Here is a 23479-nt window from a genome sequence, read left to right as displayed (position 1 = left end):
AGTACTAAACTGATATACAGTAAAATGAGCAACGAAACCATTATTTTCTCCATGGCCGGGGTCAGCAAGATCTACCCGCCACAGAAGCAAGTTCTTAAGAATATCTACCTCTCCTTTTTCTACGGCGCCAAAATCGGCGTGCTGGGCCTTAACGGATCCGGTAAGTCGAGCCTGCTGAAAATCATCGCTGGCGTGGACAAAGAGATCCGCGGCGAAGTAGTATGGTCGCCGGGCTACTCGGTGGGCTACCTGGAGCAGGAGCCGCAGCTCGACCCGACCAAGACGGTGCGTGAAGTAGTGGAAGAAGGCGTGAGAGAAGTGGTTGCCCTGTTGAAGGAGTTCGACGAGATCAACATGAAGTTCGCCGAGGAGATGACGGACGATGAGATGAACAAACTCATCGAGCGCCAGGGCATCGTGCAGGAAAAACTGGACCACCACAACGCCTGGGAGTTGGACAACCGCCTGGAGCGCGCCATGGACGCCCTGCGCACACCACCGGAAGATGCCGTGATCGGCAACCTGTCGGGTGGTGAGAAGCGCCGCGTGGCCCTGTGCCGCCTGCTGCTGCAGGAGCCGGACGTGCTGCTGCTGGACGAGCCTACCAACCACCTCGACGCGGAGTCAGTGGACTGGCTGGAGCAGCACCTGCAGCACTACAAAGGCACCGTAATCGCCGTAACCCACGACCGCTACTTCCTCGACAATGTGGCCGGCTGGATTCTGGAGCTGGACCGTGGCGAAGGCATTCCGTGGAAAGGCAACTACAGCAGCTGGCTGGAGCAGAAGGCTGCCCGCCTGGCGAAAGAGGAGAAGACGGAGAGCAAGCGCCAGAAGACCCTGCAGCGTGAGTTGGAGTGGGTGCGCATGGCCCCGAAAGCCCGTCATGCCAAATCGAAGGCCCGTATCAGCCAGTACGATAAGCTGGCCAGCGAAGAAGCCTCTAAGAAAGAAGAAAAACTGGAGCTCTTTATACCGGACGGCCCGCGTCTGGGTACGCAGGTGATTGAGGCGCACAACATCAGCAAAGCCTATGGCGATAAGCTGTTGTTCGAGAACCTGAACTTCTCCCTGCCGCAGGGTGGCATTGTGGGCATCATCGGTCCGAACGGTGCCGGTAAGACGACGTTGTTCAAGCTGATCACAGGTCAGGAAAAACCGGATGCAGGTGACTTTACAGTAGGTTCTACCGTACAGATCTCCTACGTAGACCAGGAGCACACGCAGTTGGACCCGAACAAGTCAGTGTTTGAGGTGATCTCAGGGGGCACGGAGCACATGATGATGGCCGGTCGCCAGGTGAACTCCCGCGCGTACGTGAGCAAGTTCAACTTCTCGGGCGGCGACCAGGAGAAGAAAGTAGACAAGCTGTCGGGTGGGGAGCGTAACCGCGTGCACCTGGCCATGACGCTGAAAGAAGGCGGTAACCTGCTGCTGCTCGACGAACCGACCAACGACCTGGACGTGAACGCGATCCGTGCGCTGGAGGACGCGCTGGAAAACTTTGCTGGTTGCGCCGTGATTATTTCGCACGACCGCTGGTTCCTGGACCGTATCTGCACGCACATCCTGGCCTTTGAAGGCGACTCGCAGGTATACTGGTTTGAGGGTAACTACACCGACTACGAAGAGAATAAGAAGAAGCGTCTGGGTGATACAGAGCCGAAGCGTATACGCTATAAGAAGCTGGTATAGATTGCACTGTTAAGTGCTGAAAACCAATGCCTTTGTTTTACAAAATCCCCTGTTGGCCTGACGGTCAGCAGGGGATTTTTCTTTTTTAGCTGCCAATCAGGTATAGTAGGATCAATAATTTGAAATAATTTCGATATATTTTTTAATATAACCATTATAGGATTATTCGTATGATTAATTGACTAAAGATACATGATTGATTATTAGGTAATTGTAATATAAGAAGGTGGTCTGCTGACTTTAGGGCATGGGTATTGTTATAATTAACAGAAATTATATACAATTGCTTGCATACAACATTTATTTAATATTTATTTGCAACGTCTTCTGGAAAAAATATGAATATGTTTTACTGGAAGTGAATTTTTTTATGCTTAAAATAAAAATGTCTAAACTAAACCTTAAAACGTTCTATTGCCATGAAAAAATTTACTCTTAATGAAACTATGGCTAATGTAATTGTTGCTGCTTATTTTGTGCTTGGTGGCGCAGTAAGTAGTTTACTAGTAGCAGTAGCATAATGTAGCTTACTTATATAAATTACCACCAAGGGCGATGCTACTAAGCATCGCCCTTGGTGTTTTAAAAACTAAGTAAATCCTGCATAAAAACATCCAGTAAGCGTACAGCTACCTTACAGGGTAGGGAGGTGTAATAATGTTGTAAATACCTGTAGGTAAGAAGTGTAGTAATATCTATATATTCATATATAAATAGTTATAACAATTTTTAATTTAGTACAACGATTGCGGGCGTAATGCGTAAAGAATACCAAGATGGCCAAAGGTATTTTAAAGCATTTCTAACGTTTAAAAGGTTGTCACTCATGAAAAAACTTTACTTTGATGAAGATGCACTCGCATACATTGTTATAGCAGGATATTTTGCAGTTGCGAGCATCGTTTCTGTTATTGTAGCTTACTAAGAGCAGTATCTTAAAAACAGCGGGGCCATACCTAGTTTTAGGTATGGCCCCGCTGTTTTTAAGGATCAGGAAAGCTTACTTCACTTTCTTAAACTCCAGTTCACTGAAGTGGAAGTCCGGGTTGTTGGCATCCAATCGCATTTCAGCGATTTTGCCGTCAGGCCCTACAATGAAGCGCACCTTGGTGGGGGTGAGCAGGGCGAAGTTGTTTTTCCATTCCAGGTCAAAGATGTCGTGCTGCCAGTGCGTGAGCTTGCCACCCAGGGCTGGCGCAGGGGCCAGGTCTAACACCAGTTGCTTGTTCTGCACCCTGATGGTAGCATCACCATACAGCGGGCTGTTATAAGTGCCGGCATAGGCTTCCAGATCCATTGTTGGTTTGCTCTTGCGTGTCTTCTCTTTCGGAGCTTTGGCAGCGGCTTCTTCCTGCGCCTTGCGTGCTTTGGCCATGTTGTCGAGCGAGAACTGACTCCAGTCGCGCCCGTTCTGTACCCCAAAGAACTGGTCCAGGGTGTAGTTGGCCAGCGGCGACATGATGCCGCTCATGCTGTTGGTCAGGATCACGATGCCGAGGTTCTCTTCGGGCACCAGCACGGTGCGGCTGTTCATCCCCTCGTGCCCGCCACCGTGCGCCAGTATTTTGCGGCCCTCGTAGTCGTTCATCATCCAGCCCAGTCCAGCGGCAGAGAAGTGCGTGGAGGGTACGTTGGCTTCGGCCTGTTTGGAAACAGGGAGGGCGTTGTGGGCGGCCCACATCATGCGACTGGCGTCCTCACTGAAAATCTTCTGGCCCTTGTAAGTGCCGCGGTTCAGCTGCAGACGCATCCATTGGGCTTGCTGGTTCACACTCGTGAATATACCGGCTGCCGGGTTCCAGTTGTCCCAGGCGGTGAAGGTAGTAGGGTAGGGCTTGTTCTTTTCGTCGTTTCCATGCGGGGAGGCGATATTGTCCTTGCCTGCCAGTTCATTTACGGAGGTATAGGAGCGGTTCATGCCCAGCGGCGCGAAGAAGCGCTGCTTGATAAAGTCCTCCCACTTCTGGCCAGACACAGCCTCAATCACTTCGCCGGCGGCGATGAACATGATGTTGGAGTAGCCATACCCGTCGCGGAAGCTGTAGGCGGGCTGCAGGTGACGGGCACGTTCCAGAATCTCGCGTCGGCTGTAGGTGGTGTTGTACCAAAGCAGGTCTCCGCTGAAGGTGCGGAAGCCGGCGCGATGACTCAGCAGGTCTTTGATGTTGAGCTCCTGCGTTACGTAGGGATTATAGAGCTGCAGCCAGGGCAGGTGCTTGGTTACCTTGTCGTTCCAGTTGAGCTTGCCTTCATCTACGAGTATGCCAAGCGCGGCGGCGGTATAGGCTTTGGAGTTGGAGGCGATGCCGAACACGGTGTTGGCGTCCACCTGTCCGCCCGACTTCAGGTCACGTACGCCATAGCCCTTGGCAAAAATCACGGAATCGTTCCGCACAATGGCGATGGCCATGCCGGGCACGTCCCAGTCTTTGAGGGCTTTCTGGTAGTAGGCATCGAGTTTTTGCAGAGTAGCGGCCGTGTTTTGCTGCGCGGAGGCCTGCAGGCTAACGAAGGATGCTAAAGAAAGGAACAGCGCAAAGCGCTTTAAGAAGGTATAGGTATAGCTCATGGATGAGTGAGTAGGTTGCAGGGGCAAGTTAGGTAATTTTACATCCTTTTGCATAATGCCACTTGTGCGTTGCTGTATAGACGCTAATAAAGTGATTTAGCTTTTGCAGGGAGGGTAAGGCTACTCTTTATGCCCTGAAATCCATGTGTTTCGGTGCAGGTAGCTTTCGCCTTCTTCGCGCGGCAGGTGCGGGCCCTGTTCGTACTCTTTCAACTCCATGCGCAGGCGTTCCTGCTCTTCTGCCGATAAGGTCGAGCCCAACTGGCGTAGGTCGGGCTGACCAGCATCTACCCAGGCCGTGAACCAGTAGCTGGCTACGTTGTGGATGGCCAGTCGCATCTGCCGTTCCACCTGCCCGTTCAGCCGGCGGTGGTAGGCTTCGGAAAACTCCCGCGAGTATACCCGTGTGGTGAGGTTGCCGCGCACTTCGTAGCTGTATTTCTTCTCTTCGTCAAACGCCAGCGTCAGTTCCCGCTCAAAACTGAGCACCGAGTCGAGGGCCAAGTGGGCGCTGGCGACAATGTCCCAGGCCCTGAGCTGTGGCTGTTCGATGTACTGTGCCTGCCCCACAAAGAAGTCATAGTTGTCGGAGAGCAGCTCGGGCAGGCGGCTTTCCCAAAAGGCGTGGATGCCGCGCTGGCCGGTTAGTTGTCCGTTGTAGTTGCGGGTGGTGTGCAGTGGTACGCTGGCATCGGCTATGTAGTGACCCATGTCGGCGGAGAGGCGCAGGATCTGGTCGAGGTTACGGTCTTTGAAAGCCTGCGTGAGCTGGAACTTCATGCGGTTGATGTGCCAGGGTACGATGCCGTGCGACATGAGCGTGTCTTCTCCATACTTCTCCACAGCCTGTTGCCAGTAGCGGGGCATTTTATACAGGGCGCTGTCACCGTATACGTCCAGGTCGATGTAGTGGCGGGGTGCCTCACCGGCCACGGCATAGCGGCGGCGGTCGGGGTTCACGGCGTTTTCGGTGATGTAGCGGATGTGCTTTTTGTAGAAACCCACCATCTCGGGCGGCAGGGTATAGACGGCGAGCCGGTTAATGCGCTGGTGCGCAAAGAATCCCCAGCCATACCCGGTGAGCGGCAGCAGGAGCGTAAGAAGCAACAATACAGCGATTTGTCGGAAAGCCATACCTGCGGTGTACGGAGAATCGGGGAATTTGTATATTGTAAGAAGAAGTGCGGCAACTGCATTGATTTGGTCTGCGCTTCCTTTAATAGGCTATACCTGAATCACCTGCAAGAGACAGCACTCTAGAGAGCCTCTTTTGCACCTTGTGATCCTATTTTTAAATAAACATGCAATTCCAGCCTCACAATGAAGCAACTTGCCATACTCGCCCTTTTCTTCTTTCTACTCACTGTGCAAGTATACAGTCAGGACTGTAAAATCCGGAACCTGGCTTTTGAGGGAGCCGGTATCCGGGGCATTGCCTATGCTGGTGTAATTGATGAGCTGGAGCGGCACGGACAGTTGAAGGGGATAGAGAAAGTCGGCGGCACATCGGCCGGGGCGATTACGGCCATGATGGTATCCCTGGGGTATTCCGCCGAAGAAATAGCAGCCATCATCTCGTCCACGCAACTCAGGAAGTTCAACGATGGCCGCTTTATGTTCCTCGGGGGCTTTGCGCGCATGCACAAACTCTACGGGTGGTACCGGGGAGATCGCTTCACGGATTGGACTGCCAGGCTGATCGAAGAAAAAACGGGGAATCCGGATATCACCTTCCGGGAGCTGAGCGCGCTGGGGTATAAGGACCTGTACATTACCGCCACGAGCCTGAACAGGCAGCGGCTGCTTGTTTTCTCGAGGGAAACTTACCCGGACATGAAAGTGAAAGATGCGGTCAGGATATCGATCTCTATACCGCTCTACTTCAAGGCCGTCTTTATAGACAGCGATGGGAGGGTGTACAAAAAGCCAGACGCCGGCGAACAGCTGGATGTTGTGGTGGATGGCGGCATCATCGGCAACTTTCCCATCACCATGTTCGACACCGTTGTAGCCGATTCAACGGGGAGAAAACATCGTATACCTGACCCTGGCACTCTGGGCGTGCGGATAGACTCGGATACGCAGATTGAGGAAGACGCCCTGACGAAAGAGCTGGTGCCCATCGAAATCCGTAGTCTGAATGATTACATGGCAGCGCTCTATACCTTCGTGATCGAAAACCTGAACCGGAATGAGCTGACCGAAGCGGACTGGGACAGAACGATATCGGTTTCGTCAGTCGGTATCAGTCCCCGCATCAGGAGGATGTCGAAAGAGGAAAAGAATAGCCTGATTCAGAGTGGAAGGGAGTATACGGCAAACTACCTGCTGCGTACTTGCAGTATACAAGACTGAACTAGCCATTAACCATATACCGCCTGATATGAAAGACTCTGATAGCCTAATCCGCTTCCTGGATGCACAATCCAACAGCTATGAACAAGCGCTTTCCGAAATTAAAAGCGGCCGCAAACGCAGCCACTGGATGTGGTTTATCTTTCCGCAACTGCAGGGCCTGGGCTACAGCGAAACTGCCCGCTTCTACGCCATCAAAGACTTGGAAGAGGCCCGGCTATACCTGCAGCACCCTGTGCTGGGGCCGCGGCTGATCGGAATCTCAAAAGCCCTGCTGGCACTGGAAGGCAAAACAGCCAACCAGATCCTGGGAAACCCCGATGATCTGAAGCTGCGCTCCAGCATGACGCTGTTTGCATCTGTGCCCGGAGCTGATCCGGTATTCCAGGCTGTGCTCGACAAATATTACAGGGGAGAGGCAGACGAGAAAACGCTGCAGCTCTTGAAGTAACTGAGGCTCTCAAAGCCAGGCAAATTCCGTCTGCCATACACAGTGGAAGCCAGTGCAGGGTGCGGCGTCCAACCAACTGAACTTGTACAAAGGCTAGCGTCTATCCGCTGGTGCTGTTTGTCAATGAGAAAAGCGACCAAACCACCCAATAACTCACACCCGCGGGACGCGAAGTGAGGGCAGGGTTAAGAAGTGACCTGATGCGTTAACAAAAGCGATTCTGGGCAGGTATAGTACCTGGAAATCACTTCCTCATTTATCACCTGATCTACCGCGGCTTTTTCGGGTGGCTCCCTTTCCACGCGCAAAGTGGCAGCCCGGTAATTTTCATGGCGGCAGGTATAATATGCTGACCTGTACCGCAGTTAAAGTATAGTAGACCTACTATACTTTGATGATGCAGCTAAAACTCTGGAAGAAGAAGCCGGCTGAGAAACCAGTCCGGAAAAGCGCCCTGCGCGAATGGGGCAACGCATTGATGTTCGCTGTGGTCGTGTCCACTTTTTTCCGGTGGGCGACTTTCGAGGCCTATGCCATACCTACCTCCTCCATGGAGAAGACGATGCTGGTGGGCGACCGCCTGTTTGTGAGCAAGCTGCACTACGGTCCCCGCACGCCCACAACGCCGCTGCAGGTGCCGCTCACGCACCAAACCATCTGGGGCACCGATATACCTGCCTATTCCGACGCGTTGCAGCTAAAGGCGCTCCGTCTCCCCGGCTTTTCAGAAATCAGGCGCAACGATCCGGTGGTGTTTAACCTGCCCGTAGAGGACGAGCGCCCCGTGGACCTGCGCACGCACTACGTGAAGCGCTGCGTAGGTATAGCCGGCGACACCCTCCGGATCCGCAACCGGCAGCTATACCTAAACGGCCAGCCCCTTGACAACCCGGAGAAGATGCAGTACGCTTACTTTGTGGCCAGTGATAAAGTGCTGCAGCCAAAGTTTTTCCAGGAGCGCGATATCACCGATGTGTACCCTGTGCCGGGCGGCTACATGCTGCACACCACGCCCGCCAGGGCACAGGCGCTGGCCTCGCTCGACTTTATCCGGCAGGTAGAGCTACAGCAAATGCAAGCCGGCGAGGTGGAACCGGATATTTTCGGCAATTCTGGCTGGAACCGCGACAACTACGGCCCACTTTACATCCCGAAACAAGGCGCCACCGTGGCCATCACCCCCGAAACGCTGCCTCTTTACGAGAAGATCATCCTGGACTATGAGCGCAACGAAAATGCCGAAGTGCGTGGCGGCAAATTATACCTGAACGGGCGGGAAGCGAAGAGCTATACCTTCCGGCAGAACTACTACTACATGATGGGCGACAACCGCCACAACTCACTCGACTCGCGCTACTGGGGCTTCGTGCCCGAAGACCACGTGGTAGGCAAGCCCCTCTTTCCCTGGTTCTCAGTAGACGAGAAGGCAGAAATGATTGAAAAAGTGCGCTGGAACAGATTGTTCAGCTGGATAGAGTAGCAGGTGCGGGCAAAAACATAAGATATAGTGAATATGGTATGGATATTGCTTGTTAGCACATTGTCTTTCAAGAATATATCTTTAAATCAATATTTGCTAACCCCCTTATTCAAACGCCTATGAAATCTAAAGTACTACTTAGTCTGGGTTTATGCTTAAGCCTCTTCTTAACGAGCTGCAACGACGACGATGTAAACCCCGCCAATTTACAGGTGAGCGTAAGCAGCTCCAGCCAGACGCTAGTAGAAGGGGGCGAAGCTGTTGAACTGACTGTGGAGATGGACAGAACTTACAAAGAGCTGAAATATCTATATTTAAAAGGGGCTGCAATGTTTATGGACAGGGAGATCCGTCATGATGACGGATGGCTTACTGCAGAAGTGGATGGCAAGCAACGAAATTTGACGCGCATACCCATACCTGCTGGGGAAAGAAAAAGAACTATACGCCTGCGGGTAGACAAGGATGAGGTATACCAAGGCAATAGCACGTTCGAAATAAAAGTCTACAGCTATGAGAACGGGGTAGTACTACCCAAAACTAGCCTATCCATTGATTACCAAGATATAACGCCGAAGCCGGTTTTCGGTTTGTTCAAGAAAAATGAAAGAGATGTAACACGAACAGTCAATATAGCGCATCTTGACAATCAGGGTCGTTTCTATCTCACTGTAATGGTAGACAGAGCTTTTACACAGCCTCAGAAAATCTCACTTTCATTTTCTGGTACAGCAGAGGATGGAGTGCATTACCAGAAAGAAGCGCAACTGGAGCTTGACCCAAGGCATTTTGATCGGCCCTTTCAAGGCAATAGCTACCAGGTTTTGCGCATTAACAAAACAGGTAGCTTCAACCCCGAGAAAACCATAAACATTAAACTAACTGCAGCTGAAGACGGGACAATTGCAAACGGAGAGGAGTACATATGGCCGAATCCATACGGAGGAGAACCTTTCAACATGGTAAACACCTATGCACTAACTATAACGGAATAGCGTGAAATTATAACTAAGCAATAAAAAAGCGCCTGCCTCATCTCTGGGGCAGGCGCTTTTTTATTGCTGGCCAGGTATAGCCTATCGCTTCACCGGGAACTTCATGCGGTAGTCCGCGTCCACTTCACCTTTAGAGATCTTGGTGAGTTTGTTCTTGATCAGGCGCTTCTTCAGTCCCGTCAGGTGATCGGTGAACAGGATACCCTCGATATGGTCGTACTCGTGCTGGATCACGCGGGCCGTCATGCCGTCGTAGGTGTCGGTGTGCTCGTTCCAGTCCTGGTCAAAGTAGCGGATCACGATGCGCTCGGGGCGGTATACCACTTCGCGTACGCCCGGTATGCTCAGGCAGCCTTCCTCAAAGCCCCATTCCTCGCCGTCTTCCTCGATTATCTCCGGATTGATAAACGCCTTCTTTACGCCCTTGCCTTCGTCCTCTTCGTCCATCATGGGCTCCGAGTCGATCACGAACAGGCGGATGCTCTTGCTGATCTGCGGGGCAGCCAGACCTACGCCATGCGCGTGGTACATAGTGGTATACATGTCTTCGATGAGCTCGTTCAGACCTTCGTAGTCTTTCGGGATGTCCTGCGCCGGCTCCTTCAGCACCGGGTCGCCATAGGCGGTTATTGGGTAAATCATATTGCTCTGCTTTCTAAATACGACTGTAAAATAATGGCGGCGCTCACGCGGTCCACGGTGCCTTTGTCCTGGCGGTCCTTTTTCTTGAGGCCGCCGGCCAGCATTGCCTTCTGGGCCATGCTGGAGGTAAAGCGCTCGTCTACGGTATGCACCGGTATGCCCGGAAACTCCTTTTGCAGCTTACGCACAAAACCGATAACGTGTGGCGTTGCGTCAGTTGCCTCGCCGGTCAGGCGGCGGGGCATGCCCACGACAATAGCCTCCACGGCCTCGCGCTGGGTATAGGCTTTCAGGTAGGAGAGCACGTCCTTGGCATGTATGGTATCGAGCGGAGAGGCGATGATTTGGAGCGCGTCGGTCGCTGCCAGCCCCACCCGCTTGTTGCCATAGTCTATCCCTAATATTCTCGCCATTATACCTGATTAGTTGCCGCTGTTACCCGCTAACAGGAGGCTTACACTTAAAAATACAAAGTTAAGGGATTTAATCGGGATTTGCAGAGGCTTGTGGGGAGAAGGGTTTACGGGATTGATAATGTTGGAGGGGAGTGCAAAGACCTCGCAGTGTCTTTAAGACTTGTGAGCGTTCAGTAGCAGCAACGGAGGTATAGCTTGTCGGAGTCAGGATTTTCAGGATTAAAGGATTTACAGGATTTTGGAGCACGATTATCATTCCCTACCCCAAGGGGGACTTTTCCGCTGCTGCTTTCCGGTCTGTCATCCTGGAAGGATCTTGGTTGAAGGGAGAGGTTAGACGGTTGCTATAACCCACCCCTGCCCCTCTCAAGAGGGGAAACAGGTATAAGCACTGTAGTTCCAGCAGTCCTTTTGCTGTACCGGGTCCAACCACCCCTAACCCCTCCTTGTCTAAGGCGGGGAATTTTCGGCTTCTGCCAATCAATAGGTATAAGCACTGTTGCAAACTACCACTGGCACGCATTGAAAGACTAACTTGCACGCTAGCTATGAAACAAATCTTCTGTGCCAAGTGCACTTTATCGACTATCCACTGTTTGAGCGTTCAGCGAGTTTGGATAGTCTTGATTTTTTTGCTTACTTTTTCATCAAGGAAAAAAGTGAGGCCCCGCCGGCCAGGCGATGCTACAAAGCAACGCAGGTTGCTTCACCTACAATTACCGTTACTACTATAGCAAATACAACTCAACTGGCTAATCCAAAATCCGTCTACAGCATTATTTTATACTAAAATGGAATAAAACCCGACCAAAGCTTTGTTGAGAGAATAACAAGCAATAGTGTATGCAGGTATACACATGGAGGAGCCCTGCATCAGGAAAACTGAATATTTATCTCTATAAAGCTGCACAAAAGCGCCCGCTTAGCTTTATATTTAACCGTTTTTAGAGAGCGAAATGAGCGAAGAAACCAAATACAATCCGCAGGAGGAGCCGGAAACAACCGGGCAGGACAAGCCCCGTAACACGCCTTTTCAGGTGCGCCTGCCCCTCTACATCGCCTTGGCCCTGGTGGTGGGGGTCCTGATTGGCGCCAATACCTTTTCCCCTTCTGATACCAACCCGCAAAGTACCGCCAGGGCTTATTTGAAGTTTCGCGACGTGCTCAGCTACATCGACCGCGACTACGTGGACACCGTGGATACCGAGAAACTAACTGACCACGCCATCACCAAAATGCTCGAGAAGCTCGATCCGCATACCTCGTACATTCCGGCTGCTGACCTGGCCATGGCCCGCTCATACCTCGAAGGCGATTTTGAAGGGATCGGCGTGGAGTTCAACATTTTCAAAGACACGATCTACGTGATCACGCCCCTGAGCGGCGGACCGTCAGAGGCGGCAGGTATACAGGCAGGCGACAAGATCATTTCGGTGGATGGCCAGAATGTTGCCGGCAACGGCATCACCAACGAAGGGGTGTTCAAGCGCCTGCGCGGTCCCAAAGGAACTACTGTGAAGCTGGAGGTGCTGCGCAAGACCAGTAAGAGACCGCTTGAATTTACCATCACCCGCAACAAAATCCCGACCGTATCAGTGGACGTGAGCTATATGGTGAACAACAACACGGGCTACATCAAAGTGAGCCGCTTCGCTTCCAACACCTTTGATGAGTTTAAAGTGGCGCTTTCTGCCCTGAAGAAGAAAGGGATGCAGCAGCTGATCCTGGATTTGCGCGGCAACCCCGGCGGCTACATGGACCACGCCACCCGCATGGCCGACGAGTTTATTGCCGGCGACAAAATGATCGTGTATACCGATGGTAAAGGTTCACGCTACGACTCCAAATCCTTCGCCCGCACCAAAGGCGATTTCGAAAATAACCCGGTCATCGTGCTTTTGGACGAAGGCAGCGCCTCCGCTTCCGAAATTGTGGCCGGCGCCTTGCAGGACAACGACCGCGCCCTGATCGTTGGCCGCCGCTCCTTCGGCAAGGGGCTGGTGCAGATGCCTATACCTTTGAATGATGGCTCGGAGCTGCGCCTGACCATTTCGCGTTACTATACGCCTAGCGGCCGTTCTATCCAGAAGCCCTATGTAGCCGGAACCGAAGACTACCAGAAAGACATGCTGCAGCGTTTCGAGAACGGCGAATACTTCCATCCGGACAGTAGCCTGTTTGTGGACTCACTCAAGTATAAGACAGGCAAGGGGCGTGTGGTATACGGTGGCGGCGGCATTATGCCAGATGTGTTTGTGGCACGCGACACGACTGAGATATCTGACTTCCTGGGGCAGCTGTATAGCAAGAACGTGATACGCGAGTACGCCCTGGCCTACTACAACGATAACCGCAAAGACCTGGAGAAGATGCAGATGGATAAATTCATCAAGTCGTTCAACGTGTCGGACAAGATGATGAAAGACCTGCTGAAAGTAGCATCCCAGTCAGAGGTAACGTATGACGAAACGCAGTACAAGCGTTCGGAGGCCTTGCTGCGCAACAACGTGAAGGCTTTCATAGGCCGCAGCGTGTACGGCAATCCGGGTTTCTTCCCGATCCTACACGAAAAGGACGAGGAGTTTCAGGAAGCCCTTCGCCAGTTTGGGAAGGCGCAGCGTCTGGCCAAAGGAGGCGTATAACAGACCAAAATTTATACCTGTAAAAAGAAGGGCGCCCGGTGGGGTGGCTTTTAAAACCATAACCAAAGAAAAGGAATGGCTTACTATCACAAATTAGGCAATTTCCCGCAGAAGCGACACACGCAGTTCAGGCAGGAGGACGGCAGTCTGTATGCCGAGCAACTCGTGGGCACGCTGGGCTTCAGTGGCCTGTCGTCGTTGCTTTACCATAAGAACCCGCCGACCCGCATCACCCGCATCGGGGAGCCTATACCTTACGCGCCCAAAATTGCCGAAGGTATAAAGCTGGCCCCGCATCACCTGAAAACACTTGACCAAACCATCACCGGCACTGACTACCTGAGCGCCCGCAAAACCATGATGCTGAACAGCGATGTGGCCATCAGTATTTGCAATCCGTCGGAGCTGAAAATGGACTACTACTACAAAAACGGGCATGCCGACGAGGTGGTATTTGTGCATGAGGGCAGCGGGGTGCTGTTGTCGCAGATGGGCAAGCTGGAGTTCCGTGAGGGTGACTACATCGTGATCCCGCGCACCATCATCCATCAGTTCCACTTCAACGACGGCCCGGTGCGCTTGCTGATCACAGAGTCGTTCAGCCCGATCGAAACGCCGCGCCGCTACCGCAATCACTTCGGGCAGCTGCTGGAGCATTCGCCTTTCTGCGAGCGCGACATCCGTGCCCCGCACGAGCTAATCGAGTACACCGAGGGAGGCGAGCATTTGGTGCAGATCAAGAAAGACGGCATGCTGCATCAGTACTACTACGACTTCAGCCCGTTTGACGTGGTGGGTTGGGATGGTTACTTCTATCCATACGCGCTGTCCATTTACGATTTTGAGCCCATTACCGGCCGCATCCACCAGCCACCGCCCGTGCACCAGACTTTTGAGGCGCACAACTTCGTGATCTGCTCTTTTGTGCCGCGTCTGTTCGACTATCACCCACAGGCTATACCTGCGCCCTACAACCACTCCAACGTAGACTCCGACGAGGTGCTCTACTACGTGGCCGGCGACTTTATGTCGCGCAAGGGTGTGGACCGGGCTTCGTTTACGGTGCACCCGGGCGGTATACCGCATGGTCCGCACCCGGGCACGGTGGAAGCGAGCATCGGCAAGAAAGAAACACACGAGTACGCCGTGATGATCGACACCTTCAAACCGCTATACCTGACCGAGGAGGCGGTGGGCCTGATGGACAAGAACTACCCGATGAGCTGGCTGGAGCATGGCCCGGATACCACCCGAGCTGCCGACATGTTTGACTAGGATTTCTTTACTCTCGATCATTTTACTTAATTTTGCACACTGTGCAGGCAATACAGGAAGGGCAGCCCGCGAGGCTGCTCTCCTTTTTGAGGCCTGCTGCATGTTAAAATAATTAACAGAGAGTACTTTACATTTCACCCTTATATGAAGAAAATACTGCTGGCGGTACTGGTACTGCTCACATTTATAGGAACATCCTGTGACAAGGTAGACGACCTGCTCACCTTTTACATCAACCAGGAAGAAACCATCACCATCGAGTCGACTTTCCCGATAGGTGTGGTGACGCCGCTGTCACCCATACCTGTGAAGACCAACTCATCGGAGACGTTTAAGAACAACAAGACGCGCGCCGAGCTGGTGAAGGACGTCAGCCTGAACAAACTGACGCTGACCATTGCAGATCCAGCCGACGAGAACTTTGACTTCCTGCGCAGCATCGAGATCTACCTGAGCAACGACAAAGGGGAGGAGACCAGGATCGCTTACCTGGACGAGGTGCCGAAGGGCGTGAAGGCCATCGAGCTGAAATCGACCAACGCCAAGCTCGACAAGTACATTAAAGGAGAAACCTATACTGTCAAGACAAGAGCTGCCATTGCCAAACCGATCACGCGTGACGTTGCCATCAAGGCGGCCATGCGTTTTAAAGTGACCGCAGACCCCATTTAATCATGCAGACTATATCCATGAGAATTTCAGAAGGCAACAAACTGGAGAAGATCATCATTGTAGGCGACCGGGTGCTGATCAAACCGAAAAGCTCGCGGGAGCAGACCAAGAGCGGGCTGTACCTGCCGCCGGGCGTGCAGGAAAAAGAGAAAGTGCAGGAAGGCTACGTGATGAAAGTCGGGCCCGGTTACCCGATGCCGGCCGATTATGGCTTTGAGGACGAGGTGCTCGGCGACGAGGAGCAGGAGCAGGTGCGCTACCTGCCGCTCCAGATAAAGGAGGGCGACCTGGCCATCTACCTGCAGCGCGACGCCATCGAGATCAACTACCTCGGCGAGAAGTACTTCATCGTGCCGCAGTCGGCTGTGCTCATGCTGGTGCGCGAAGAGGACTTGTAAGCCCTGCCCCAGCCTTTATGAAAGCGCCATACCTGAAAGCCGGGTATGGCGCTTTGTTTTTACAGTCCTTGGTAGACAAAAATTACCCGTTAGCCCCCTCATATCCGGCGTTTGCAGGATTATTTTCAGACAAAAGCAACTGTTGTAGACTCAGCGACATCTATTCTATACCTTTGTTTTGATACTCACCTTGATCGCTATCTTATTTTATGATTGATTGTCTACCTAAGCCTGTTTTTGCACGGATGGTTGTGTTAGTGCTGGCGGTGCTGGTGCAGCAACAGGCGCAGGCGCAGGATAAGAAAACCCCTGCCTTGGCTATTCCAAAACAACTGCAGGCACTTCGCATTACAGAACCTATCAAAATCGACGGTTCGCTGGACGAGGCGGTATGGCAGCAAGCCGAAATAGCGACAGACTTTATACAAAACCGACCCAACCCCGGTCCGAAGGAAGTACACCCTACCCAAGTGCGCATCCTCTACGACGATGATGCCATCTACGTGGGAGCCATCATGCACGACGTGTCGCAGGACAGCATCTTCAAGGAGATGGGCAAGCGCGATGACCTGGGCAACACGGACTTCTTCGGCGTTTTCTTCGACACCTACAACGACCAGATCAACGGCTTCGGTTTCTTCACGACCCCGGCCGGGGTGCAGCTCGACGCCCGCTATTCCTCCAACGGCGAGGACTTCAGTTGGAACGCCGTTTGGGAAAGCAATGCCACCCTGCAGGGCAACACCTGGGTCGCCGAGATGCGCATACCTTATTCGGCGATCCGCTTTAGCAACAAACCGGAGCAGCTGTGGGGGCTCAACCTCATGCGCAACCGGCAGTCGACGCGCAAGGGCTACTTCTGGAACCACGTGGACCCGGCCATCAACGGCTTTGTGAACCAGTGGGGCAAGCTGACGGGTATAAAGAACGTGGAAGCGCCGCTGCGCCTGTCGCTGACGCCCTACGTATCGGGTTATGCCGAGAAGTACCCGCGCGAGAACGGCGACGGCACCACCTCCTACAAAGACAACTTCAACTTCAGCGGCGGCATGGACGTGAAGTACGGCATCAACGACGCCTTCACGCTAGACATGACACTTATACCTGACTTCAGCCAGGTGCAGTCCGACAACCAGGTGCTCAACCTGTCTCCTTTCGAGGTGCAGTTCAACGAGAACAGGCCCTTCTTTATGGAGGGCACCGAGCTCTTCAACAAAGGGGACTTCCTGTACTCGCGGCGCATTGGCGGCAGGCCTGTCAACTACTTGAAAGCAGACGAGGAGGAGAAGCTGGGCTATACCATCATCGAGAACCCGCGTGAGACGAAGATGCTGAACGGCACCAAGATATCGGGTCGCACACAGTCGGGTTTGGGTATAGGCATCTTCAATGCAGTGGTGGGGCGGCAGTACGCTACTGTGGAGGACAGCGAAGGCAGGCAGTTCCGCAAAGAGACGCAGCCGCTCACCAACTACAACATCGCCGTGTTCGACCAGTCGCTCAAGAACAACTCCTATGTAACGCTGGTGAACACGAACGTGATGCGGCAGGGCAGCACCTACGATGCCAACCTGACCGGCCTGCTCTTCCGGTTGGCCACCAAAGGCAACAAATACGCCCTGAACGGCAAGGCGGCACTCAGCCAGAAATACTACATCAGCGACACGCGCCTGGGGCACATGTATAGCCTGGGGGCGGGCAAGGTGAGCGGCAACTTTCAGTACAGCTTCACCCACTCCATGAAGTCCGACACCTACGACCCCAACGACATGGGCATCAACTTCATCCGCAACACCGTGGACGAGGACCTGAACCTGAGGTATAACTTCTACCAGCCTTTCTGGAAGCTGCTGAACATGAACACCCAGCTGGGCGCCACGTACAGCCGCCGGTACAAGCCCGACGCTTTCCAGAACTTCGTGGTCTATGGGCGGGTGAGCGGCACGTTTAAGAACTTCCTGAGCATGGGTATCTTCTCTAACCTGGAGCCTGTGGTAACCTATGACTTTTTTGAGCCGCGCGTGGATGGGCGCTACTACGCCTACCCGACCAACTCCAGCATAGGCGGCTGGGTCTCATCGGACTACCGCAAAAAGCTGGCCCTGGACGTGGAGCTCAACTACCGTACCTTCAACGAACACGAGCGTCGCAGCCTCGATGTGTTTTTGGCGCCCCGCTACCGCGTCAACGACAAGCTTTCCTTTACATACAGCTACAGCCGCAACATACGCCAGGACGACATGGGTTTTGCCCATCATGTGGCGGAAGGGGAGCGGGATGGCATGGAGGAGCGGGTGATCTTCGGCCTGCGGGATGTGAACACGGTGACCAATGCCCTGACCGGTTCTTACATTTTCAACAACCGGATGTCGCTGTCGTTGCGCGCGCGCCACTACTGGTCCAAGGCTGAGTATGATCGCTTCTTCAAGCTCGGCGACAAAGGGGAGTTGCTGACGGACACCTACCCACATGGCGGCTATTATGCGGATGGGAAGCAACCGAACCACAACATCAACTTCAACACCTTTAACATCGACATGGTGTACTCGTGGTGGTTTGCGCCGGGCAGCGAAATCAGTATCGTATGGAAGAATGCCATACTCAACGACCAGGCGGAGATCATACCCCGGTACTACGACAACTTCACCCGAACCATCACGGGACCGCAGACCAACAGCCTCTCCATCAAGGTGCTCTACTTCATCGATTATCAGGTGCTGAAGAAGCAGTTTTCGAAATCGTAGGTCTGTTGCGCATAACAAAGAGAAGGCCCGGAGCTACAATAGCTCCGGGCCTTCTGTCTATGGAAGAAGTGGTACTTAAAAAAATAAGGAGACAGAATAGTTGTGCTCAGGTTTCAATGCCCTCGCTCCGAATGTCTTCGGAGTGGGCACTATTGAGCAGACTCTGGACACTATTGAGCGGCCACAGCCCTCGCTCGCCTCTGGCGAGAGTGAGCTATTTGGTGGCGGGACGCCACCTATGACGATAGGCACAAAGGGCACGGGGATTAGCAGTTACTGTTCACCAGCGGCCAGAGGCCGCCCGATAGCTCACACTCGCGGGACGCAAGCGAGGGCATAAACCCAGAGTTATTGCAAACTCCGGGTTTCTTGCTTTGATGAGCTATACCTTAGTTGATCGGCTGGGTCAGGTCGAAGTCAGCGTGAAAGCGGAGCTGGTTGTCGCGCTTGAGGATGTAGCTGAATGTTTTACCGTCGGGGCTGAGCACCAGGCTCCACTCGTTGGTAGAGGCGGCAGGTATAAGCTGGGCGGTAAAGGCATCAGCCGGGAAGCGCATGGTGCTGGCGTCCTGTGTGTCAAGAGCGATGCCACCATACATGGTCACCTCGTCTGGCGTGCCGTCTTCGTGGCGGTGGTCATGCTTCAGCTGCAGGCCCTCTTCCATCTGGCTGATGACCCAGGTTCTGGATTTATCCTCGCCCACGTGGAAAGGGATGCGGATAACCTCATCGGAGCATTCGCGCACATGCATGGTCAGCTCTTTGCCCGCAAAGGGGTCTTTGCCATCAGCCGGAAACACGGCCTTGCCCCGGAAGCTCTTGCCGCACAGCTTGCTCAGCTGATTGAAGAAGGCCTGTTGCGTAGGCGTTACCGGCGAGGCCAGTTGCAGCTGCTCAGGCACCTCCTCAAGTTCTTCGGTTTGTGGCGGGGTGTTGCTGGCCTGTGGCTGCTGCGCGCAGGAGGCGAACATAAAAGCCACACTCATGGCGAGTAGTAATTTCTTCATAATCTCTGTTTTGTTTGGCTGAAGATAGGCAATACGGGCGATCCGGCAAAATAAGGGGAACACGGCAGCGGCAGGTATAGGCGGTGGCTCAGGTTGTATGTCTTTGTGCTATACCTGAAGCAGACGGAAATACGGCGTCACAAAAAAGCCCCGGCGCAACGGCCGGGGCTCTTCATATGGCAAGCTTCCTGCTAACGCTGCAGCACCAGTTTCTGGGTATAGGTTTGGTTGGCGAACTTCACGCGGAGCAGGTAGATACCGGAGCTCCTGGCCGAAAGATCAATATCAGCTTCGTAGAAACCGTTGAATCCGGTCACCTGTCTGCTGTAAATCTCGTGACCCAGCATATCGGTTACGCGGAGGTATAGATCCTCCTGCTGCTCTGTCTCAAACTGCACCTTGAAAATGCCGCTGCTCGGGTTAGGCGAAGCGACCAGTTCCTTCTTCAACGTGCGCCCGTTAGCCTGATAGGCGAAGGTATAGGTCTGCGATCGTGTGGAAACGCAGCCCTGCCACTGCGCCTGCACGCTATAGTCGCCGCTTTCAGTTGGGGTATAGGTTTGCCCGGTTGCGCCAGGTATAGGCTGGTCGTTTAAGTACCACTGGTTGCCATCCGCCACACTCGACTGCAGGCTAAGGCCCTGGCGCGTGATGAGCGGTGTCGGAATCGGAACGCCATTCTCCACTGGCACCGCTACCCTTGGGCTAACGCAGCCGAGGGCACGCACTTTCAGGTCGTAGAAATAGTAGTAATAGCTAAGCGCACCTGGGTTGGCCGTAGTGCCGGTGATGGTGAACACGTTCTTTACGCCAAACGGGTAGCCCGTTACACCGGCGTTGTTCCGGTAGATGGTGGCGCCATCCGGATGGTCATAACTGATCGCAATGTTGTAGGTGCCGGCATCTGGTAGCTCTAATCCCAAGTAATAGACCGCGCCCTGGTCGTTCGGGTCATCTTCCTGCACTTTTGGGGCAGGGCTGGTGCGGGTAGCTTCTACGGTAAGTGTCCGGGTTGATACAGGTAGCCCGTTGCTGTTGTAGGCCGTGAAGGTGATCTTGCCGGAGTTGCCAATGTACAGGCGGGCGCTTTCCAGCAGCATCGGGGCTTGCGTCTCTACAATGACATCCGGCGTGAATTGGTTATACCCGCCGCCGCTTGCAAATTTCTTGGTAGCTGGCCCAACGGTAGCTGAGAAATCGTTGAGGGAGGCATAGAGGGTACCGTTGGCACTGCTCGTCGTGATGCTGGTTGCGTTACCTGCGGCTATTGGCGTGCCTCCGGTCGCCGTATTGAACCAGAAGACCGTGCCGTCGCCTGTGCCCGTCAGGGTATAGCTGGCCTGACCGCCGCAGCGGGTGGCCACCACCTGCGGTGCAGTAGTATTGCCCCCCACACCATACGTTTTGCTCAAGGTGTTATTCTCCGGCACGGCATCACTGGCAGCGCCTGCCGAGGAAATCAGTTCATAAGTCGCTCCAGCTTCGGTCTGGAAATCAGCCGTCAGTAAGATCTCGTCAGCGTCAAAGGACTTGAGCGTTTTGGTGTACACCGTTGTCAAGGTAGCTACTTTAGCACCACTGCGGTATACCTCCAGTGTGACAGGGATGTCTTTTTGCTCGCGTAGCCCGTTGTTGCGGAGGGTCACTAAGAACTGTTGGGTAGTGCCCGCGCAAAGCGAAGCACCGACTGGCGCCACCTGCTGCAGTACGATGTCGGAGGATGGCCTAGTCACCTGAACGATGTAGTCCTGCGTTTCGCCGCGGGTATAGGTGCCGCAGGGGCTTATACTGGCCGGATTGGAAGTTTCGACCAGCACGACGCGCAGTCGGGTGGAGGAGCCGGGCTGCAGGAACGAAGGGGCGGCGATACTGGCGTTGAACACGCCAACACCATTGATGACGTCCGAAGCAGCCGCTTCCTCACCTTGATCTTCAAAACTGCCGTTGCCATTCCAGTCCACGTATACCTTGGCGGCTTTGCTGGCATTGGCGCCACAGGTGCCCAGCTCAAACGACACGACCTTGGTCTGGCCCGGCTCAAAAGTCAATAGCATCTCGTCTTGTAGGCGGTAGGTCGCGCAACCCTCGAAAGGCGTCGTGATGCCGTCGAATGTGATCTTGCTGATGCGTGAACCCGCCTCTGAAGAAGGGGCACTCGCACAGTAGGCGGTGCCGCCCACGCCGCTCACCAAAAGGGAATATTCCTGAGGTCCTTTCTGAATCGTACGCTTATGGCCTACGGTAATGGTATAGGTTTCGCCAGGTATAGGATCAGGTATAAAGACCTGCTCGACGTTATCCACCACATTGTCGCCGCGGGTGGCAGGCTGGTCGGGTGCGTTCGGGTCCAGTACCCAAGGCATGATCGTCTTACCACGGTGCATGATGCGCACATCCAGGTCGTTGACCAGGCGCGGGCTGCGGTTGTTCAGGGCGCTTGCCGTTGGGTGGGCGGCTCCTTCCGGATCGGTCCAGGAAATGGTGGCTACCAGCGGCCCCGCGCCGGATGCCACTACCTCGAAGGTATAGGTTTTGCCTTGCTCCAGCCTGCGCTCCTGCATCAGGTGCGTGCCCTGGGCATTGCTGATCATGGTAGCGGCACGACTGGCGTTCAAAAGTCCCCAACCGTGTATGTAGTCAGGGCCCAGGGCATTGCCCGCCTCGTCAGCCGTGTGAATGGCCAGGCCCTTAAGGGTAGCGGCGCGCATAACCTGCCCGTTGTGCAGATTGGCATAATGCTCCTGCAACAGCAGCAGCGAACCCGAAATATTGGGCGCCGCCATGGAGGTGCCACTCAACACTTTGTAAGATTTATCGCTGACGCTGGTCGTAGATAGTACTTTTTCTCCGCCGCCAACCAGGTCAGGCTTGATGCGACCATCGTCCGTAGGGCCAAAGCTGCTAAAGTTGGTAACCTTTACATCGGATGGCTGGTTGTAGCCGCCCGGTATGTTGTTCACAGCACCCACCGTCAGTATGTTTTTGGCGGAACCGTATGTGGCAATGCCATCGTAGCCGTCGTTGCTGCTGATGTTATCGGGGCGCTTTGCCACCAGGGTAAAGTTGCCGTTGGAGTTGCGCTGCATGTAGGGCTTCCCCACCTCAGGCCCGGGCTCCTGGCGGTTGTTTCCGCCTGACTTCACGATCAGAAAATAAGGGGCGTTAAAAGCAATGCGGTCCCAGCTGACAGAGGTTTCGTCGTAAAGGCCAAATTTGTAGTCCTCGGTCTCGCTCACCTGCGTAGTGCCCCACCATTCCCAATACGGATCCTCGTCAGTGCCCTTGCGCTCGCTGTTGTAGCGCCAGCCGGCTATGGTGCCATAGGAGTGGTTCGAAACCAGCATATTGGCCTGTGCGGCTTCGGCCATTTCAGTGGCGTTGTTGTTGAAGTCATAAGCATGGAGCATTTTTACTCCATGGGCCATCCCTTTGGCCATGCCGCTCTGCCCGCTGGCGATGAGCGTGCCCGCCACGTGGGTCGCATGGTCATTCAGCTTGGTGGCCTTATCTTTCTGCGCTACCCGGCCACGCAGCTCCACATGCGATTCGCGGACCAGGCCGCCGTCCCAGATGCCCATTTTGTCGGTTACGCTCGCGCTCGCCCCGCTCAGGTTAAGGCCCAGTTTGCCGCCCGCCCAGAGTTGGTCTGTGCCGGTTGTGATGGCAGACGCGTTGTTATACGTGATGTAGTAGACCGGCATACCCAGCGCATCGAGGCGCTGCAGCGAAATATGCGTGCCGTCTTGGTAGGTCTTCTCGATTTCCCAGCCATTTTTCCTGGCAAGCGCAATGGCCTCCGCACGTTTTGCCCGGTAGTTTTTATCCTCGGCTGCCGCAATGCGGCCCAGCTCCTTCACATTTGCGCGCACGGGCAATGAGGCATTCTGCTGCGCGAAGCTAACAGAAGTCGTCGCGAGTGCCGCGGCCATCAGCCAAAGGCCCAATCCCTTCATAAAGTAGTTTAGGTATAAGTATAGAACCACCAATATAAGTAAAAGTGCCCGAACGCCAAACTGGTTCAGAATGAATATGATAATTGGTTAAACACAGACGCAGGTGCCATCTTATACCTTGTGTTCTTGCAACATAGCTTTTAAAAAGAAAGCGCCCTGAGCTTGTGGCCCAGAGCGCTTTCTCT

16 protein-coding genes are annotated in these 23479 nt (G+C 53.9%); 10 read left to right on the top strand and 6 right to left on the bottom strand.

All coding sequences use genetic code 11. From position 1 onward, the window contains the following. The first annotated feature begins 24 nt into the window (after nucleotides 1–24). The gene (gene ettA, locus IEV97_RS06005) at nucleotides 25–1695 is read left to right on the top strand and encodes an energy-dependent translational throttle protein EttA (protein ID WP_188500609.1); all 1671 of its coding nucleotides are present in this window, start codon (nucleotides 25–27) and stop codon (nucleotides 1693–1695) included. 1000 nt (nucleotides 1696–2695) lie between these two features. On the opposite strand, the gene IEV97_RS06000 is transcribed toward ettA, so the two are convergent. Together IEV97_RS06000 and IEV97_RS05995 are read right to left on the bottom strand one after the other, a co-directional pair. Continuing rightward, nucleotides 2696–4264 (bottom strand): serine hydrolase, encoded by a 1569-nt coding sequence (locus tag IEV97_RS06000; protein ID WP_188500608.1) that lies wholly within the window; start codon nucleotides 4262–4264, stop codon nucleotides 2696–2698. A 120-nt stretch (nucleotides 4265–4384) separates the two neighbouring features. Then, complete coding sequence (locus IEV97_RS05995; protein WP_188500607.1) at nucleotides 4385–5398, bottom strand: zinc dependent phospholipase C family protein; 1014 nt, start codon at nucleotides 5396–5398, stop codon at nucleotides 4385–4387. 186 nt (nucleotides 5399–5584) lie between these two features. On the opposite strand from IEV97_RS05995, the gene IEV97_RS05990 reads away from it, so the two are divergent. From IEV97_RS05990 to IEV97_RS05975, 4 genes are all read left to right on the top strand, one after another. Beyond that, nucleotides 5585–6619 (top strand): patatin-like phospholipase family protein, encoded by a 1035-nt coding sequence (locus tag IEV97_RS05990; RefSeq protein ID WP_188500606.1) that lies wholly within the window; start codon nucleotides 5585–5587, stop codon nucleotides 6617–6619. A 28-nt stretch (nucleotides 6620–6647) separates the two neighbouring features. Then, the gene (locus IEV97_RS05985) at nucleotides 6648–7070 is read left to right on the top strand and encodes a DUF1810 domain-containing protein (protein ID WP_188500605.1); all 423 of its coding nucleotides are present in this window, start codon (nucleotides 6648–6650) and stop codon (nucleotides 7068–7070) included. Between the two features lie 397 nt (nucleotides 7071–7467). After that, nucleotides 7468–8550 carry a signal peptidase I gene (gene lepB, locus IEV97_RS05980; protein WP_188501005.1) on the top strand — a complete coding sequence of 361 codons (1083 nt, stop codon included), beginning with the start codon at nucleotides 7468–7470 and terminating at the stop codon, nucleotides 8548–8550. A 119-nt stretch (nucleotides 8551–8669) separates the two neighbouring features. After that, a complete protein-coding gene (locus IEV97_RS05975) occupies nucleotides 8670–9545 on the top strand; it encodes a hypothetical protein (protein ID WP_188500604.1) in 876 nt (291 codons plus the stop codon). An 81-nt stretch (nucleotides 9546–9626) separates the two neighbouring features. Here the strand turns inward: IEV97_RS05975 and def are convergent, their stop codons facing one another. Further along, nucleotides 9627–10187 carry a peptide deformylase gene (def, locus tag IEV97_RS05970; protein ID WP_188500603.1) on the bottom strand — a complete coding sequence of 187 codons (561 nt, stop codon included), beginning with the start codon at nucleotides 10185–10187 and terminating at the stop codon, nucleotides 9627–9629. Further along, nucleotides 10184–10600: a Holliday junction resolvase RuvX gene (gene ruvX, locus IEV97_RS05965; protein ID WP_188500602.1), complete on the bottom strand. Its 417-nt coding sequence runs from the start codon at nucleotides 10598–10600 to the stop codon at nucleotides 10184–10186. Before ruvX ends, def begins: the two co-directional genes overlap by 4 nt. Nucleotides 10601–11559: 959 nt before the next feature. On the opposite strand from ruvX, the gene IEV97_RS05960 reads away from it, so the two are divergent. The 5 genes from IEV97_RS05960 to IEV97_RS05940 all read left to right on the top strand — a co-directional run bounded on the left by IEV97_RS05960 (nucleotide 11560) and on the right by IEV97_RS05940 (nucleotide 18334). Then, nucleotides 11560–13245, top strand: a complete 1686-nt coding sequence (locus IEV97_RS05960; protein ID WP_188500601.1) for a S41 family peptidase — start codon at nucleotides 11560–11562, stop codon at nucleotides 13243–13245. Between the two features lie 75 nt (nucleotides 13246–13320). Then, complete coding sequence (locus IEV97_RS05955) at nucleotides 13321–14520, top strand: homogentisate 1,2-dioxygenase (RefSeq protein ID WP_188500600.1); 1200 nt, start codon at nucleotides 13321–13323, stop codon at nucleotides 14518–14520. A 144-nt stretch (nucleotides 14521–14664) separates the two neighbouring features. Further along, nucleotides 14665–15192 (top strand): hypothetical protein, encoded by a 528-nt coding sequence (locus IEV97_RS05950; RefSeq protein ID WP_188500599.1) that lies wholly within the window; start codon nucleotides 14665–14667, stop codon nucleotides 15190–15192. Between the two features lie 17 nt (nucleotides 15193–15209). Further along, nucleotides 15210–15590, top strand: a complete 381-nt coding sequence (locus tag IEV97_RS05945; protein WP_188500598.1) for a co-chaperone GroES — start codon at nucleotides 15210–15212, stop codon at nucleotides 15588–15590. A gap of 245 nt (nucleotides 15591–15835) precedes the next feature. Continuing rightward, nucleotides 15836–18334: a DUF5916 domain-containing protein gene (locus tag IEV97_RS05940; RefSeq protein WP_188500597.1), complete on the top strand. Its 2499-nt coding sequence runs from the start codon at nucleotides 15836–15838 to the stop codon at nucleotides 18332–18334. A 389-nt stretch (nucleotides 18335–18723) separates the two neighbouring features. Here the strand turns inward: IEV97_RS05940 and IEV97_RS05935 are convergent, their stop codons facing one another. Continuing rightward, nucleotides 18724–19341, bottom strand: coding sequence for a hypothetical protein (locus tag IEV97_RS05935; RefSeq protein ID WP_188500596.1), 618 nt, complete (start codon nucleotides 19339–19341; stop codon nucleotides 18724–18726). A 191-nt stretch (nucleotides 19342–19532) separates the two neighbouring features. Further along, nucleotides 19533–23294, bottom strand: coding sequence for a S8 family serine peptidase (locus IEV97_RS05930; protein ID WP_188500595.1), 3762 nt, complete (start codon nucleotides 23292–23294; stop codon nucleotides 19533–19535). Between the last annotated feature and the right edge of the window lie 185 nt (nucleotides 23295–23479).

This window comes from Pontibacter amylolyticus (genome assembly GCF_014638845.1).
Classification (GTDB): Bacteria; Bacteroidota; Bacteroidia; order Cytophagales; family Hymenobacteraceae; genus Pontibacter; species Pontibacter amylolyticus.
Note: the sequence above shows the minus strand (reverse complement) of the source record. Positions and strands in the feature narration are given on the sequence as shown.

Excerpts from the sequence above, each read along its gene's own strand:
- ettA (WP_188500609.1), top strand. The coding sequence starts at position 25 with ATGAGCAACGAAACCATTATTTTCTCCATGGCCGGGGTCAGCAAGATC.
- IEV97_RS06000 (WP_188500608.1), bottom strand. The coding sequence starts at position 4,264 with ATGAGCTATACCTATACCTTCTTAAAGCGCTTTGCGCTGTTCCTTTCT.
- IEV97_RS05995 (WP_188500607.1), bottom strand. The coding sequence starts at position 5,398 with ATGGCTTTCCGACAAATCGCTGTATTGTTGCTTCTTACGCTCCTGCTG.
- IEV97_RS05990 (WP_188500606.1), top strand. The coding sequence starts at position 5,585 with ATGAAGCAACTTGCCATACTCGCCCTTTTCTTCTTTCTACTCACTGTG.
- IEV97_RS05985 (WP_188500605.1), top strand. The coding sequence starts at position 6,648 with ATGAAAGACTCTGATAGCCTAATCCGCTTCCTGGATGCACAATCCAAC.
- lepB (WP_188501005.1), top strand. The coding sequence starts at position 7,468 with ATGCAGCTAAAACTCTGGAAGAAGAAGCCGGCTGAGAAACCAGTCCGG.
- IEV97_RS05975 (WP_188500604.1), top strand. The coding sequence starts at position 8,670 with ATGAAATCTAAAGTACTACTTAGTCTGGGTTTATGCTTAAGCCTCTTC.
- def (WP_188500603.1), bottom strand. The coding sequence starts at position 10,187 with ATGATTTACCCAATAACCGCCTATGGCGACCCGGTGCTGAAGGAGCCG.
- ruvX (WP_188500602.1), bottom strand. The coding sequence starts at position 10,600 with ATGGCGAGAATATTAGGGATAGACTATGGCAACAAGCGGGTGGGGCTG.
- IEV97_RS05960 (WP_188500601.1), top strand. The coding sequence starts at position 11,560 with ATGAGCGAAGAAACCAAATACAATCCGCAGGAGGAGCCGGAAACAACC.
- IEV97_RS05955 (WP_188500600.1), top strand. The coding sequence starts at position 13,321 with ATGGCTTACTATCACAAATTAGGCAATTTCCCGCAGAAGCGACACACG.
- IEV97_RS05950 (WP_188500599.1), top strand. The coding sequence starts at position 14,665 with ATGAAGAAAATACTGCTGGCGGTACTGGTACTGCTCACATTTATAGGA.
- IEV97_RS05945 (WP_188500598.1), top strand. The coding sequence starts at position 15,210 with ATGAGAATTTCAGAAGGCAACAAACTGGAGAAGATCATCATTGTAGGC.
- IEV97_RS05940 (WP_188500597.1), top strand. The coding sequence starts at position 15,836 with ATGGTTGTGTTAGTGCTGGCGGTGCTGGTGCAGCAACAGGCGCAGGCG.
- IEV97_RS05935 (WP_188500596.1), bottom strand. The coding sequence starts at position 19,341 with ATGAAGAAATTACTACTCGCCATGAGTGTGGCTTTTATGTTCGCCTCC.
- IEV97_RS05930 (WP_188500595.1), bottom strand. The coding sequence starts at position 23,294 with ATGAAGGGATTGGGCCTTTGGCTGATGGCCGCGGCACTCGCGACGACT.